Origin of the sequence: Sphingomonas sp. SORGH_AS_0789, assembly GCF_031453055.1 — a bacterium.
Classification (GTDB): Bacteria; Pseudomonadota; Alphaproteobacteria; order Sphingomonadales; family Sphingomonadaceae; genus Sphingomonas.
Map to the genome: position 1 here is coordinate 653058 of NZ_JAVIYV010000001.1, position 15138 is coordinate 668195.

A 15138-nucleotide genomic window follows, 5' to 3' on the forward strand; every position below is an offset into this window, starting at 1 on the left:
ATACGATATGACCCGACTTATGCCCAAGCCCGAAAATCACGCCGCCGCCCCGCAAGATCGCACCGCCCTGATCGTCGGGGGCGGCGTCATCGGCACCACCACCGCGCTGGCGCTGCAACGGGCCGGATGGGCGGTGACGCTGGTCGAGGCGGAGGACACCCCGCGCGCCGCCTCCTGGGGCAATGCGGGCCATATCGCGACCGAGCAGGCCGAGCCGATCGCCTCGCCCGCGATGGTGCGCGGCTTTGCCAGACGGCTGTTCTTTCGCGGCGGCGCGCTGGCGCTGCCCCCGCGCGAGATCGCGACCTGGCTGCCCTTTGCGCTGCGGTTGCTGGGCGCGGCGCGGGCGGATCGCTATCGGCGGGCGCATGGCGCGCTTGCCGCTCTGCTGGCACAGGCCATGCCCGCCTGGCGGCGTCATGTCGCGGCGCTGGGCGCGCCCGAACTGCTGCGCGAGGACGGTCATGTCGTGCTGTGGGAAACCCCCGAAAGCGCCGCGCGCGGGCTTGCCGGGTGGCAGGCGGCGGACACCGGCACCGCGCGCTTCCGCGCCCTGACCGAGGCGGAGTTGCAGGACTGGCGCACCCGCGTCCACGCCCCGCTCGCAGGCGGCATCCGCTTCGAGGGGAGCGGCCAGATCGCCGACCCGACCCATCTTGCCGAGGCCACCCTCGCCCGCTTCCTGGCGGACGGCGGCACGCGCATCATGGGACGGGTGGCGGCGGTCGGCGACGGCGAGGCGCGGCTCGAGGACGGCCGCCGCCTGTCGGCAGCGCAGATCGTCGTGACGGCGGGCGTGGCGAGCGCGGCGCTGCTCCGTCCGTTCCGGCTCAAGGCCCCGATCATCGCCGAGCGCGGCTATCACCTCCAGACCGGCCCGGCGGTCGACTGGCCCGCCGACCTGCCCCCGGTGGTGTTCGAGGACCGCTCGATGATCGTCACCCGCTTCGCCGGTGGCCTGCGCGCCGCCAGCATCGTCGAGTTCGCCCGCGCCCAGGCCAGGCCCGACCCCGCCAAGTGGAACCGCCTGCGCCGCCACATCGCCGCGCTGGGCCTGCCGATCGGCGAGGACGCCAAACCCTGGATGGGCGCGCGGCCGACATTGCCGGATTATTTGCCCGCGATCGGGCGGGTGCCGGGGATGACGGGCGTGTCCTATGCGTTCGGGCACAACCATCTGGGGCTGACCCTCGCGCCGATTACGGGGGAGTTGGTGGCGGTGATGCTGGATGGAAAGGCGTCACCCGTGCCTCTTGAACCGTTCGGATTGGCGCGGTTCGGGTGATCCGGAAACGACATGCCCCGGCGCGAATGACGGAAATTGGTGGTGAGCGGTCCGGCAGCTTTCAGAGGTGAGCCAAAGATAGTTGTTGTTCAATCCAGCAGAGCAATCGCGTTCAGCGTTTCCGCCCGAGAGGGTCGCCATTCATCATTGCCCGTGGCAAACCGGCCGCTGTCATCTTCGATGAAGAACACGGCGTCCCGCACGGCATCGTCCGCAAATTCAAAGTCGTCGTTCATGACGATGCAATCTGCGAGGTAGTTCGCCGCATCGAACGGCAACCGATCGTCGGCTACGGCTTTTAGCAAACGTCGTGCGCCCTCTCTGGTCACCACAAATCGCGGCCCCCTGGAGACTACGATGTTGCCCTTCGCCGTGTCTCTCAGTGCGGTTCTAAATGCGGCAACTTCAGCGCGTATCTCTCGTGCCAAACCTTCCGCGGAGAGTGTGCCCGACAAAAACTTGACGATCGATCCGTGCTGCATTCTGACACGCTGCACCGGGCAATCAACGTCCGCAATCAAGAAGTACGAGGGTGACGGTCAATGTCCGCAAGTGGGCGTTAGCGGACGACCTGCTCGATAGCATTTGCCCAATCATCCGGCGTTGCCGGGTCGTTGTGGATGATCGACAAAAGCTGGGCAATGTCATCAGATGACCGCAGGCCTCGCTCCCAGTAAGCCTCAAGATAAACGCACATCGCCCTGAAAGCGGTTTGTTCGTCCAACAGGCGCGGCTGGTGTTCAAGCGACATTACCGCACGATGACAGATCGCAAAGCCATGCTCAATGTCTGCAAGTGGGCGACATCCCCCATTCCGTGCGAAGAATCCCCAACCACGCCGCGAGCGTCTCCACCACGCCTCCCCCCTCGACATCCCGCCTCCATCCGCTATCGGTTAACCACAGCGCATCGGGGGGAGCGGCGACCGGGTCCGTGCAGATCAAGCGGCTTCGCATTTCGGGTTTCAAGAGCTTCGTCGATCCGGCCGATCTGGTCATCGAACCGGGGCTGACCGGCGTTGTCGGGCCCAATGGCTGCGGCAAGTCGAACCTGCTCGAGGCGCTGCGCTGGACGATGGGGGAGAACAGCGCGCGGTCGATGCGCGGCGCGGGGATGGAAGACGTCATCTTCGCGGGCACCGCCAGCCGCCCGCCGCGCGACTTCGCCGAGGTCACGATCCTGGCCGAGCGCGAGGGCGAGGAAACCGAGATCGTCCGCCGGATCGAGCGGGGCGCGGGCTCGGCTTACCGGATCGACGGGCGCGACGTGCGCGCCAAGGACGTGGCGCTGCTGTTCGCCGATGCCGCGACCGGCGCGCATTCGCCTGCGCTCGTCAGCCAGAACCGGATCGGCGCGGTCATCGCCGCCAAGCCCGCCGAGCGCCGCGCGATGCTGGAGGAAGCCGCCGGGATCGCCGGGCTCCACGTCCGCCGCCGCGATGCGGAGGCCAAGCTGCGCGCGACCGAGGCCAATCTCACCCGGCTGGACGAGGCGATCGCCGACCAGGATGCCCGGATCGCGACCCTGCGGCGACAGGCGCGCGCGGCGGAGCGCTATCGCCTGATCTCCGACCAGATCCGCATGGCCGAGGCGCGGATGATCTTCGCCCGCTGGCGCGACGCCGCCGATGCCGCCGCGGCCGCCCGGATCGAGGCCGACGCCGCCGAACGCCGCGTGACCGAGACGACGCAGGCCGAACGGATCGCGGCCGGGGCGCAGGAGCAGGCGGTGGCGCTGGCCGCGCGGACCCGTGCCGCCGCGCTGGCGGCGCGCGATGCGTTGAGCGAGGCGGGCCATGCCCTGTCCCGCGCCCGCGACCAGCGTCACGGGCTGCAACGCCGGATCGAGGAACTGGCATCCTCGCGCACCCGCGTCGGCGAGGATCGCGCGCGCGAGGATGCGCTGGCGCATGACGCCGCCGCCGCCATCCAGCGGCTGACCGACGAGCGCGAGGATCTGGACGCGCGCATCGCCCATGCGACCCAGGCCATGCCCCGGCTCGACACGCTGCTGGCCGAAGCGGAGAGCAAGAATCGCGATGCCGAGGTGGCGCTGGCGCGGGCCCTGTCCGCCCAGGCCGCCGAAGCCGCCGAACGCCGCATCGCCGAGGCCGGGCTGAGCTCCGCGCGGGCGCGCCACGAACGCGCCGAGCGCGAGGCGCGCGGGGTCGCCGCCGCGATCGAGGCGCTGCCCGACCTGGCCGGGCAGGAGGCGGTGCGCGACGCCGCCATCGCCGCCCAGGCCGCCGCGCGCACCGATGCCGACAAGGCGCGCGCCGCCTCGCAATGGGCCGAGGAGAGCGAGGCGATGGCCACCGCCGAACGCGATCCCGCCGAGGCGGCGCGCGCGCAGGCGATCGCCGCGCTGGCCGCGCTGGATGCCGAGATGACCGCGCTGACCCGCGCGACCGAGCGCAAGGGCGGCGACCGCCTGCTGGACGAGGTGCAGGCCGATCCGGGCTTCGAGCGCGCGCTGGCGGCGGCGCTGGGCGACGAGTTGGATACGCCTTTGGTCGACTGGCAGGGATCGCCCATCGCCGAGGACGATCCCCCCGCCCCGGTCGGCACGCTGCCGCTGGGCGCGCGGATCCAGGCGCCCGAGACGCTGGCGCGGCGGCTGTCGCAGATCTTTCTGGTCGAGGCGGATTCGGGCCAGCCGCTCCGCGTCGGCCAGCGGCTGGTCACGCGTGAGGGGCGGCTGCGGCGCTGGGACGGCTATGTCGGCGAGGGCGGCGGCGCGGCGGCGGCGGAGCGGATGGAACGCCGCAACCGGCTGGCGAAGCTGGAGGCGGAGCGGCCAGCGGCGGAAAGCGCGGTCGCCGCCGCCACCGCCGCGCGCGTCACGATCGACGAGCGGATCGCGCGTGCGCGGGGTGCCGCCGCCAGCGCCCGCACGCTGCTCGCCCAGGCCGAGGCCGCGCATCGCGAGGCGCAGCGCGCCGAGGACCGGGCGCAGGCCCAGATCGAACGCCTGTCCGGACAGCGCGCCGACCTCGCCATCCGGGCCGAACGGATTGCCAACGAGATGGACGAGGCGGCGATCGAATGCGACCGCGCCGCCGCCGCGCTCGCCGCCCTGCCCGACGGCAGCGCGAGCGCGGCGGAGACGGCACGGCTCCAGACCGAGACGCAGCTCGCCCGCTCCGCGGTGGCGCTCGCGCGGTCGGAGCGGACCACGCTGGAACGCAGCCTGGCGCAGACCCGCGACCGGCTGGCCGCCGCCATTGCCGAGGCGCAGGGCTGGGAACAGCGGGCGGGTCAGGCGGCGGGACGGATCGCCGAGATGGATGCCCGCGCCGCCACGCTGGACCGCGATACCGCCGCCATCGCCGATCGCCCGGAGCAGCTGGCCGAGGAGATCGCCACGCTCGCCGCTGCGCATGATGCCGCCAAGGCGGAGGCGGAGCGGACCCAGGCGGAGGAGGCCGAAGCCGAACGCGCGCTGCGCACCGCCGAGGCGGCCCATGCCGGGGCCAACGCCCTGCTGTCGGCGGCGCGGGAAGCGCGGGCGGGCGCGCTGGCGCGGGTCGAGAATCACGAATTGCGCCGGGTCGAGCTGGGCCGCGTCTCGGGCGAGCGCTTCGCCTGCCCCGCGCCGGTTCTGCCGGAGAAGCTGGGGTTCGAGAGCGCGGGCGTCGGCTCGCCCCAGGCGGAGGGTGCCGCGCATGAGAAGCTGTCCGCCGATCGCGAGCGGATCGGTCCGGTCAACCTCGTCGCCGAACAGGAACTGGCCGAACTCGAGGCCAGTGGCGCGGCGAGCGCGGCCGAGCGCGAGGATCTGGTCCAGGCGGTGGCGCGGCTGCGCGGTTCGATCGGGCTGCTCAACCGCGAGGGGCGGCAGCGACTGCTCGAGGCGTTCGAGGCGGTCAACGGGCATTTCCAGACGCTGTTCGCGACGCTGTTCGACGGCGGCTCGGCGCATCTGGCGCTGGTCGATTCGGACGATCCGCTGGAGGCGGGGCTGGAGATCATGGCGCAGCCGCCGGGCAAGCGGCTCCAGTCGCTGACCCTGTTGTCGGGGGGCGAACAGGCGCTGACGGCGGTGGCGCTGATCTTCGGGCTGTTCCTGACCAACCCTGCACCGATCTGCGTGCTGGACGAGGTCGACGCGCCGCTGGACGATGCCAATATCGATCGTTTCTGCGGGCTACTCGACCGGATGACGCGCGAGACGGACACGCGCTATCTGATCGTGACGCACAATGCGGTGACGATGAGCCGGATGCACCGGCTGTTCGGCGTGACGATGATCGAGCGCGGGGTCAGCCGGCTGGTGTCGGTGGATTTGCAGGCGGCGGAGACGTTGCTGGCGGCGGAGTGAGGCCGTCCTTGCAGTCCCTATAACGTCACCCCGGCGAAGGCCGGGGTCCAGTTGCTATGTGTCATCGAAGGCGCCGAGCATTGGCCTCCCCCGCATCGCGTGGCGCGCCACAGGCTTGGTGGAGCCTGGGCCCCGGCCTTCGCCGGGGTATTGCGGAGTTTCAAAACCCGTTCACGAAGCCCGCACCCGGCCGCTCACGGCAGCAGGAACGTCCCTTCGATCACCGTCACGCATCCGCCGCCCAGCACCACCCGGTCGCCTTCCATCCGGCAGCGCAGCCGCCCGCCGCGCGCGCTCGCCTGCTCCGCCACAAAGGCATCGCGGCCCAGCTCCTGCGTCCAATAGGGCGTGATCACCGCATGCGCCGCGCCCGTCACCGGGTCCTCGTCGATCGCGAAGGCGGGCACGAAGACGCGGCTGACCACGTCCGCCTCGCCGGCCCCACCGCGCGCGGTCAGGATCACGACGTAGCGGCCCGCCGCCGCCAGCGCCGCAAAGTCGGGCGTACAGACCCGCACCCGCGCCGCATTATCGACCACGACCACCGCATAGCCCGCCGGATGGCGCAGCGTCGCGACCACGCCCCCGACGCCCAGCGCCTCGACCACGCCCGGCAACGCCTCCGGCACCGGCGTCCGCTCGGGCAGCGACAGGCTGTAGCCCAGCCCGTCGCGTGCCACCTCCAGCACCCCGGCATGGCGGGTCGCGAAGCGCACCCGCTCGCGCGTCGTATCGGAGGACAGCACGACATGCCCGCTCGCCAGCGTGGCGTGGCCGCACATCTCGACCTCGTCGCCCGGCGTGAACCAGCGCAGCGCGAAATCCGCCGCCGCGCCGTCGGCCGCCACCAGAAAGGCGGTTTCGGACAGGTTGTTCTCCTGCGCGATCGCCAGCAGCATGGCGTCGTCCAGCCACTCCGACAGCATCATCACCGCCGCCGGATTGCCGCCGAACGTCGCCTCGGCAAAGGCATCGACCTGGGTGAAGGGGATGCGCATCAATAGCCGATCCGCTTGCCGAACCAGTGCGGGGTCACGTCCGCCTCGACCAGCGGATTGTCGGTGTCGACATGGCCTTCGGGATCGAGATGGATCAGCACCTCGACCTTGGGGAAGGCCCGGCGCAGCGCACGTTCGACCCCCTCGACAATATCATGCGCGGCGGCGACGGTCAGGTCGCGCGCCACCTCCATATGGAATTGCGCAAAGTCGTGGCTGCCCGAACGACGGGTGCGGAAGTCGTGAATGCCCTTCAGCCCCGGCTGGCGCGCGGCGACGTCCAGGAACGCGGCGCGCTGATCGTCGGGCCATTCCTTGTCCATCAGCTGGTCGATCGCGGTCGAGGACGCCTGGAACGCGCCCCAGGCCAGCCACAGCGCGATGGCGATGCCGAAGATCGGGTCGGCACCGTGCCAGCCGAAATACTGGTCGAGCACCATGGCGACGATCACCGACCCGTTGAGCAGCACGTCCGACTGGTAATGGACATTGTCCGCCAGGATCGCGACCGACCCGGTGCGGCGGATGACGCTGCGCTGATAGGCGAGCAGCACCACGGTCGCGGCAATCGCGATGACCGACACGCCGATGCCGAACTCGGCGTCGGAGGTGGGATTGTCCGCGCCCAGCGCCATCACCGCGCGCCAGGCGATGCCCGCCGCCGAGGCGGTGATCAGCGCGACCTGGAACAGCGCCGCCAGCGCCTCCGCCTTGCCATGGCCGAAGCGGTGGTCATGGTCGGCCGGGGTCGCCGCCAGCCGGACGCCGTACAGCGTGACCAGGCTGGCCAGCAGGTCGAGCGCGGTGTCGGCCAGCGACCCCAGCATCGCGACCGATCCCGTCCGCCACGCGGCAAAACCCTTCAGCGCCAGCAGGAACAGCGCCATCGCGACGCTGGCCAGCGCCGCCTTGGTCGCCAGCGGAATGACCTTCTTGCGTTCGTCCTGGGTCACGGGAACAGCAGCCCTTCGTCCCAGCCATTCTCGGGCGTGCGGGTGAAGACACGCCGTTCGTGCAGCCGGTGTTCGCGATCGAGCCAGAATTCGATCCGCTCGGGAGACACGCGGTATCCGCCCCAATGCGGCGGGCGCGGCACCTCGCCGCCCTCGAACCGGGCGCGCACGGCCTCGAACCGCGCCTCGAACGTCGCGCGGTCGGCGAGCGGCCGCGACTGGTCCGACGCCCAGGCGCCCAGCTGCGAGTCGCGGCCCCGGCTGGCGAAATAGGCATCCGATTCCGCATCGGAGACGCGGGCGACCATGCCCTCGATCCGGATCTGGCGGCGCAGCGACTTCCAGTGGAACAGCAGCGCGGCCCGGCTGCCCTCGCCCAGATCCTGCGCCTTGCGGCTCTCGCGATTGGTGTAGAACACGAATCCGCGGGCATCATGCCCCTTCAGCAAGACCATGCGGACCGAGGGCTGAAGGCGCGCATCGACCGTCGCCAGCGCCATCGCGTTGGAATCGTTGATTTCGCTCGCACGCGCTTCGGCAAACCACGCATCGAACAGGGCAAAGGGATCGTCAGCCATGCGCGCGTCCATACGCCTGTGGCCGACGAAAACCAATGTCGGGAACGGAAACGCCGGGTCCGTCATTGGTCCCGTTACGCAACGGAGAAATTCCCAATGCCCGCACGCGCTTACTGGCAGGGTCAGATCCGCCTCGCCCTCGTGTCGATCCCGGTCGAGCTGTATCCCGCGACCAAAAGCGGCGCGACCATCCAGTTCAAGCAGATCCACGAACCCAGCGGCAAGCCGATCCATTACGAAAAGGTCGTCAGCGACATCGGCCCGGTCGACACCGACGACATCGTGAAGGGCTATCAGGTCGCCAAGGGCGATTATGTCCTGCTCGACCAGGACGAGATCGACGCGGTCAAGCTGGAGTCGAAGAAGACGCTGGAGCTGACCCGCTTCGTCGATGCGGGCGAGATCAACGTCCTTTATTACGAACGCCCCTATTTCGTCGTCCCCGCCGACGATCTGGCCGAGGAAGCGTTCATCGTCCTGCGCGAGGCGTTGAAGCGGACGGGCAAGGTCGGGCTCGGCCAGCTGGCGCTGCGCGGCCGCGAATATATCGTGTCGCTTCGGCCGTGCGGGCGCGGGCTGATCCTGGAGACGCTGCGCTACGCCGACGAGGTGAACAAGGCGCAAGGGTTTTTCGGCGATATCGGCGATGCCAAACCCGATGCCGAACTGCTCGAACTGGCCGAGGCGCTGATCGAGAAGAAATCCGGCCCCTTCGACCCCAAGCAGTTCCACGATCATTATGTCGAGGCGCTTCACCGCCTGATCGAACGCAAGCGCAAGGCCAAGGGCCGGAAGATCATCGAGGACGAGGACGACGCGCCTGCCAAATCGGGCGGCCATGTCGCCGACCTGATGGCGGCGCTGAAGCAATCGATGGAGACCGGCGAGACCCGCAGCCGCCCGCGCAAGGCCCCGGCCAAGACGACGCGCAAGGCGCCCGCCAAGAAGCCCGCCCGCAAGGCCCCGGCGCGCAAACATGGCTGATCCGCTCGCCCGCTATAACGCCAAGCGCGACTTCACCCGCACCGCCGAGCCTGCGGGAACGCTGGAACCCGGCAGCGGCAACAGCTTCATCGTGCAGAAGCATGACGCGACGCGGCTCCACTGGGACTTTCGGCTGGAGGTGGACGGCGTGCTCAAGAGCTGGGCGGTGACGCGCGGGCCGAGCCTGGACCCGGACGAGAAACGGCTGGCGGTCAGGACCGAGGACCATCCGCTATCCTATGCGACATTCGAGGGGACGATCCCTTCGGGCGAATATGGCGGCGGCACGGTGATGCTGTGGGATCGCGGCACCTGGTCGCCGGTCGCGGGCAAGAGCGCCGCCGATCTGGAGGACGGGCACCTCCACTTCATCCTCGATGGCGAGCGGATGAAGGGCGAATGGCTGCTGGTCCGCATGAAGCCGCGCGGCCGGGAGAAGCGCGAGAACTGGCTGCTCCGCAAGGTCGCCGATGCGCAGGCCGGGGGCACCGACACGCTGACCGATCAGGCGCTGACCAGCGTGGCGACCGGGCGGACCATGGCGCAGATCGCCGAGGGGAAACCGGCCAAGGCAAAGCCCGCCGGAAAGGCGAAGGCCGCCCCGCGCCGGACGAAGGCGAAAAAGGCCGCGCCGCCGGCGTTCCGGCCCCCGGCGCTGTGCACGCTGGTCGACCGGGTGCCCGCGGGCCAGGGCTGGCTGCACGAGATCAAATATGACGGCTATCGCGCGCTGATCGCGGTCGGCGGCGGGAAGGCGCAGGTGTTCACCCGCAACGGGCTGGACTGGAGCGACAAGTTTCCCGGCATCGTCGCGGCGGCGGCCGACCTGCCCGTCACCTCGGCGCTGATTGATGGCGAGATCGTCGCGTTCAAGGACGGGCGCCCCGATTTCTCGACACTGAAGGACGCGATTGGCAGCGACAAACCGATGAGCCTGTTCGCCTTCGACCTGCTCTCGCTCGACGGCGAGGATCTGGCCGAGCTGCCGCTGGTCCAGCGCAAGGAGCGGCTGCGCGCGATCGTCCCCGATGGCGACGAGACGATCCAGTTCGCCGAACATGTCACGGGCTCCGGCGAGGCGCTGTTCGACAGGCTGTGTGCCGAGGGGCTGGAGGGTGTCGTCTCCAAACGCGCCGACAGCCGCTATCCCGGCGGCCGGAGCCGCGACTGGCTGAAGGCCAAATGCCTGAGGCGGCAGGAATTCGTCATCGTCGGCTGGCTCCCCTCGGACAAGGCACGGCGCGGGTTCAAGTCGCTGCTGCTGGGCGTGAACCGCGACGGCAAGCTGACCTATGTCGGCAAGGTCGGCACCGGCTTCACCGCAGCGCGGATGGACGAGCTCCGCCGCCTGCTCGACGCCCGCGCCCGCCGGACCGCGACCGTCGAGGCGCCGCGCGCCATGGTGCGGGGGGCCAAATGGGTCCGCCCCGATCTGGTCGCCGAGATCGCCTTTACCGAGACGACGCCCGATGGCCTGCTCCGCCATCCCAGCTTCATCGGGCTGCGCGAGGACAAGCCCGCCGATCAGGTGGTCGAGGAACGCCCCGCCCCCATCCCCGCTTCCTCGTCGGGCGAAGGCGCGGTCACGATCACCCATCCCGATCGGGTGATCTTTCCCGACAGCGACCTGACCAAGGGCGACCTGGCCGATTATGTCGCGACCGTCGCGCCGCTGATGCTTCCCTGGGTCGCGCGGCGGCCGGTCAGCCTGGTCCGCTGTCCGCAAGGCCGCGCGCGGGCCTGTTTCTTCCAGAAGCATGACGCGGGCAGTTTCGGGCCGCAGGTCCATTCGGTGCCGATCCGCGAGAAGGACGGCGGCACCGAACCCTATCTCTATGTCGAGGATGCGGAGGGGCTGCGCGCCTGTATCCAGATGGGGTCGATCGAATTCCATGGCTGGGGTGCAGGCATCGCCGCGCTGGAACAGCCCGACCGGATGATCTTCGACCTCGATCCCGACCCCAGCGTGTCGTTCGACGAGGTGAAGCGCGCCGCCGTGCATATCCACGACCAGCTGGCCGAGCTGGGGCTGGCGAGCTTCGCGATGCTGTCGGGGGGCAAGGGCGTGCATGTCGTCGTGCCGTTGACGCCCGATGCCGACTGGCCTGCCGTATCGGACTTTGCCGAGCGTTTCGCCAAGGCGCTGGCGCAGAGCGATCCGGGACGCTTCGTCGCGGTCATGACCAAGGCCAAGCGCAAGGGCCGCATCTTCATCGACTGGCTGCGCAACCAGCGCGGCGCGACGGCGGTCATGCCCTATTCGGCGCGGGCACGGGCCGGGGCGCCGGTGGCCGCCCCGGTGGCGTGGCACGAGCTGGACGCGATCGACCGGGCGGCGCGCTGGACCATCCGCGACGCCGCCGAACTGGTCGCGCGCGCCGACGGCGCGGCCCTGCGCGGCTGGGGGGTCGCGGATCAAATCCTGCCCGATCTCTAATCGCCTGTTGCAACCTTGGGCGGATGCGGCGATTTTCCCCGCCCGATGGACCCATCCGAGGACAGCCCCGCACAGGCCGCCGCCTGGATCGCCACCTATCGCAGCATCGCGACGCCCTCGGACGTGCTGGCGGGATCGGCCGACCCGGCCTGGCCCGCGATGCTGGAGGAACTGGCCGCCGTCGCCAGCAACCTGGCCCATGCGCGCGAGCGGGTGCAGCGCCATGCCGCCGATATCGGCACGGGCTTCCGCATCATCGGCGAGACCGACGAGCGCCCCTGGCCCGTCTCGCCCGTCCCCCTGCTGATCGACACCGCCGAATGGGCGGGGATCGAGGCGGGCGTGGTCCAGCGCGCCGAACTGCTGGAGGCGATCCTCGCCGATCTCTACGGCCCCGGCGATCTGGTGGCCGAGGGGCATATCCCCGCGGCGCTCGCGACCGGCAGCCCCTATTTCCTGCGGCCCATGGTCGGGGTGACGCCGCCGGGCGGGCATCATCTCAGCTTCGTCGCCTTCGACCTGGCGCGCGGGCCGGACGGCGAATGGCGGGTGCTGGCCGATCACCTGCGCAACCCGGCGGGCGCGGGCTATGCGCTGGAGAACCGGCTGGCGGTCAGCCGGACGCTCGGCGGGCTCCAGAACCGGCTGAACGTCCAGCGTCATGCGCCCTTCTTCGCCGCCTTCCGCGCGGGGCTGGCGGCGCAATGCCGTCGCGCCGATCCGCGCATCGGCCTGCTGACCCCCGGCCGGTTCAACCCCAGCTATCCCGAACAGGCGCATCTGGCGCGCTATCTGGGGCTGTTGCTGGTCGAGGGCGCCGACCTGGCCGCGATCGAGGGGCAGGTCTATGTCCGCACGGTCGGCGGGCTCAAGCGGATCGACGCGCTGTGGCGGCGGCTCGATCCCCGGCTGCTCGACCCGCTGGCGTTCGACAGCCATTCGCAAATCGGCGTGCCCGGCCTGATCGACGCCTATGCCGAGGGACAGGTGGTGCTGGCCAACGCGCCGGGCGCGGGCGTGCTGGAAAGCCCGGCCTTCTCCGCCTTCCTGCCCGCACTGTCGCAGAAGCTGGCGGGCGCGCCGCTCAGGCTGCCCAATATCGCGACCTGGTGGTGCGGCGGCCCTGCTCAGGCCGGGCATGTCGCCGCGCATCTCGACCGGCTGCTGATCGCCCCCGCCTTCGGTCCCCGGCCGCTCGGCCTGCCGGACGGCGCGCGGCCGGGCGCGACCCTGTCGGCCGGGGAGCGCGCGACATTGCTCGCCGACATGGCCCGCCGCCCGCAGGATTATGTCGGGCAGGAGATGGTGCGGCTGTCGACCATGCCCGTCGTCATCGGCGACCGGCTGGAGCCGCGCCCCTTCACCCTGCGGGTCTTCGCCGCGCGCGATGCCGAGGGGCGCTGGATCGTCCTGCCCGGCGGCTTCGGCCGGATCGGCGACCATCCGGAAGCGACCGCCGCGATGATCGGCGAAGGGCTGTGGTCCGCCGATGTCTGCGTCCATGGGCCGGACCCGGTGGCGCCGATGTCGCTGCTCGCCGCGCCCGATTCGCTGCATGTCCGGCGCAATCCGGGGACCTTGCCCAGCCGGGTCGCCGACAATTTCTACTGGCTGGGCCGGTATCTGGAGCGTGGCGAGGCGCTGCTCGCCGCGATCCGGGTGATGCTGGGCAATTCGATCGACGTCGATGGCGGCGCGGCGCTCGACCCGCGCACCGTCGGACGGCTGGTCGGGCTGATCACAGGCGGCGGGGCCGCGCCGCATCCCGACAGCCTGCACCGCGCCGCCCTCACCCAATTCGCCCGCACCGCGATGGAGGACGAGGCCTGGCACTCGGTCGCGCGGATCAACCGGCTGGCGCGCGGGATCAGCGAGGGGTCGCGCGATCGCCTGTCCGCCGACATGGTGCGGCTGCTGGAGGCGCCCTTCCCCAGCCATGCCGGGATGCTCGACCGGGCGGGGTCGCTCCAGCGCCGCTACGCCGCCATCGCCGGGCTGTCGGCCGAACATATGGTCCGCACCACCGCCTGGCGCTTCCACGATCTCGGCCGCCGGGTGGAGCGGGCGATGGCGGTGGCGCGCGCGTCGCGGCTGTTCGGCATGGCGGGGGCGTCGGCGGACGACCTGTCGACGCTGCTCGACCTCGCCAACAGCCAGATCAGCTATCGCCAGCGTTATCCGACCGGGCTGGCGCGTGTCGCGGTGGTCGATCTGGTCGCGCTCGACCCCAACAACCCGCGCGCGCTTGCCTATCAGACCGCGCGCATCGCCGACTGCCTGTCGCGGCTGCCGGTCCTGTCCGACGACGACATGGCCGAGCCGCAACAGGCGCTGGCCGTCGCCATCCGCGCCGCCGTCGAGACCCAGGATGCGCGCACCCTGGACGCCGATACGCTGGGCGATGTCGAGCGGCGGCTGGGCCTGCTCTCCGAGGCGATCGCGCGCCGCTATTTCCTGCAGGGAGCCGAGCCTTTGCGGGCGGGCGGATTGACACTGGCATGATCTACGACATCCGCCACATCACGCGCTTCGATTACGGCGCGCAGGTCAAATATGCGCGGTGCAACCTGCGGCTGAAGCCGATCGATTGGCCGGGCCAGACGCTGGAGGCCTATGACCTGATCGTCGAGCCGGTCGGCCGCACCCGCACCGCGCGGGCCGAGGCGGGGCTGGCGCATGTCACCCGGCTGGTCGTCGACCGGCCTGTGCGCAGCCTGACGATCGAAAGCCGCGCGCATATGGTTGTCGACCGGCCGGTGCCGATACCCTCGCCCGGCGACCCGACGCTGGCCGAGGTGTCCGCGCTCGCCCGGTCGAGCCGCGACCTGTCGGCGGCGGGCCCGGCCAATTACATCTTTCCCTCGGCGCTGATCCCGCTCGATCCCGCCATCGCCGAATGGTGCGCCCCCGACCTGTCGCCGGAGCGTGGCGCGCTGGAGGCCGGGTTCGCGCTGGCGGGCCGCATCCAGCGCGAATTCGCCTTCGACCCCGCCGCCACCCTGGTCGACACGCCCCCGGCCGAGGCGTTTCGCCAGCGGCGCGGCGTGTGCCAGGATTTCGCGCAGATCATGATCACCGGCCTGCGCGCCGCGGGGATTCCGGCGGCCTATGCCTCGGGCTATATCCGCACTTTGCCGCCGCCGGGCCAGCCCCGGCTGGTGGGGGCGGATGCGACCCATGCCTGGGTGCTGATCTGGTGCGGGCCCGAACGCGGCTGGGTCGGGGTCGATCCGACCAACGGCATCTGGATGGCGGGCGACCATATCATCGTCGCGGTCGGCCGCGACTATGCCGAGATCGCGCCGGTCGACGGCGTGGTGCTGGGCTCGGGCGCCCAGAAGATGGACGTCAGCGTCGACGTCGCGCCGGTCGGGGAGATGGTGGCGGGGTAACCGGCCTCCGCCTTCTCACCGTTCGGACGGAGCAAAGGGCGCGGCGCGGCGTCAGACCGAGTCCCGTGGCCTTCGACTTCGCTCAGGCTGAACGGGGGTTGCGGTTTTAGGGCGGATCGACATTCGGGATGGCTTCTTCCCTCTCCCCTGGACAGGGGCGAGGGAAGAACAGGCATCGCTGAACGGGGGTT

11 protein-coding genes are annotated in these 15138 nt (G+C 70.6%); 6 read left to right on the forward strand and 5 right to left on the reverse strand.

The window, feature by feature from the left end; translation table 11 throughout:
- Positions 1 to 7: 7 nt before the first annotated feature.
- A complete protein-coding gene (locus QE360_RS03020; protein ID WP_309699181.1) occupies positions 8 to 1285 on the forward strand; it encodes an FAD-binding oxidoreductase in 1278 nt (425 codons plus the stop codon).
- Positions 1286 to 1374: 89 nt separating this feature from the next.
- Here the strand turns inward: QE360_RS03020 and QE360_RS03025 are convergent, their stop codons facing one another.
- Together QE360_RS03025 and QE360_RS03030 are read right to left on the reverse strand one after the other, a co-directional pair.
- On the reverse strand, positions 1375 to 1767 hold the full coding sequence (locus QE360_RS03025; protein ID WP_309699183.1) for a hypothetical protein: 393 nt from the start codon (positions 1765 to 1767) through the stop codon (positions 1375 to 1377).
- A 77-nt stretch (positions 1768 to 1844) separates the two neighbouring features.
- On the reverse strand, positions 1845 to 2036 hold the full coding sequence (locus QE360_RS03030) for a hypothetical protein (RefSeq protein WP_307102915.1): 192 nt from the start codon (positions 2034 to 2036) through the stop codon (positions 1845 to 1847).
- A 182-nt stretch (positions 2037 to 2218) separates the two neighbouring features.
- On the opposite strand from QE360_RS03030, the gene QE360_RS03035 reads away from it, so the two are divergent.
- Positions 2219 to 5605, forward strand: coding sequence for an AAA family ATPase (locus QE360_RS03035; protein WP_309699188.1), 3387 nt, complete (start codon positions 2219 to 2221; stop codon positions 5603 to 5605).
- Positions 5606 to 5799: 194 nt separating this feature from the next.
- Here the strand turns inward: QE360_RS03035 and QE360_RS03040 are convergent, their stop codons facing one another.
- From QE360_RS03040 to pdxH, 3 genes are read right to left on the reverse strand one after another with little or no spacing between them, the layout of a single operon-like run.
- Positions 5800 to 6603, reverse strand: a complete 804-nt coding sequence (locus tag QE360_RS03040; protein WP_309699190.1) for a PhzF family phenazine biosynthesis protein — start codon at positions 6601 to 6603, stop codon at positions 5800 to 5802.
- On the reverse strand, positions 6603 to 7556 hold the full coding sequence (locus QE360_RS03045; RefSeq protein WP_309699192.1) for a cation diffusion facilitator family transporter: 954 nt from the start codon (positions 7554 to 7556) through the stop codon (positions 6603 to 6605). The genes QE360_RS03040 and QE360_RS03045 overlap by 1 nt, the downstream gene beginning before the upstream one ends.
- Entirely contained in the window at positions 7553 to 8134 is a 582-nt protein-coding gene (gene pdxH / locus QE360_RS03050; protein ID WP_309699194.1) for a pyridoxamine 5'-phosphate oxidase, read from the reverse strand. The genes QE360_RS03045 and pdxH overlap by 4 nt, the downstream gene beginning before the upstream one ends.
- A gap of 96 nt (positions 8135 to 8230) precedes the next feature.
- On the opposite strand from pdxH, the gene QE360_RS03055 reads away from it, so the two are divergent.
- The 4 genes from QE360_RS03055 to QE360_RS03070 are packed head-to-tail and all read left to right on the forward strand — an operon-like array spanning position 8231 to position 14947.
- Positions 8231 to 9118, forward strand: coding sequence for a Ku protein (locus tag QE360_RS03055; RefSeq protein ID WP_309699196.1), 888 nt, complete (start codon positions 8231 to 8233; stop codon positions 9116 to 9118).
- Positions 9111 to 11555, forward strand: coding sequence for a DNA ligase D (ligD, locus tag QE360_RS03060; protein ID WP_309699198.1), 2445 nt, complete (start codon positions 9111 to 9113; stop codon positions 11553 to 11555). The genes QE360_RS03055 and ligD overlap by 8 nt, the downstream gene beginning before the upstream one ends.
- Before the next feature lie 45 nt (positions 11556 to 11600).
- Positions 11601 to 14057: a circularly permuted type 2 ATP-grasp protein gene (locus QE360_RS03065; protein ID WP_309699200.1), complete on the forward strand. Its 2457-nt coding sequence runs from the start codon at positions 11601 to 11603 to the stop codon at positions 14055 to 14057.
- Positions 14054 to 14947, forward strand: a complete 894-nt coding sequence (locus QE360_RS03070) for a transglutaminase family protein (RefSeq protein WP_309699202.1) — start codon at positions 14054 to 14056, stop codon at positions 14945 to 14947. The genes QE360_RS03065 and QE360_RS03070 overlap by 4 nt, the downstream gene beginning before the upstream one ends.
- Positions 14948 to 15138: the final 191 nt, after the last annotated feature.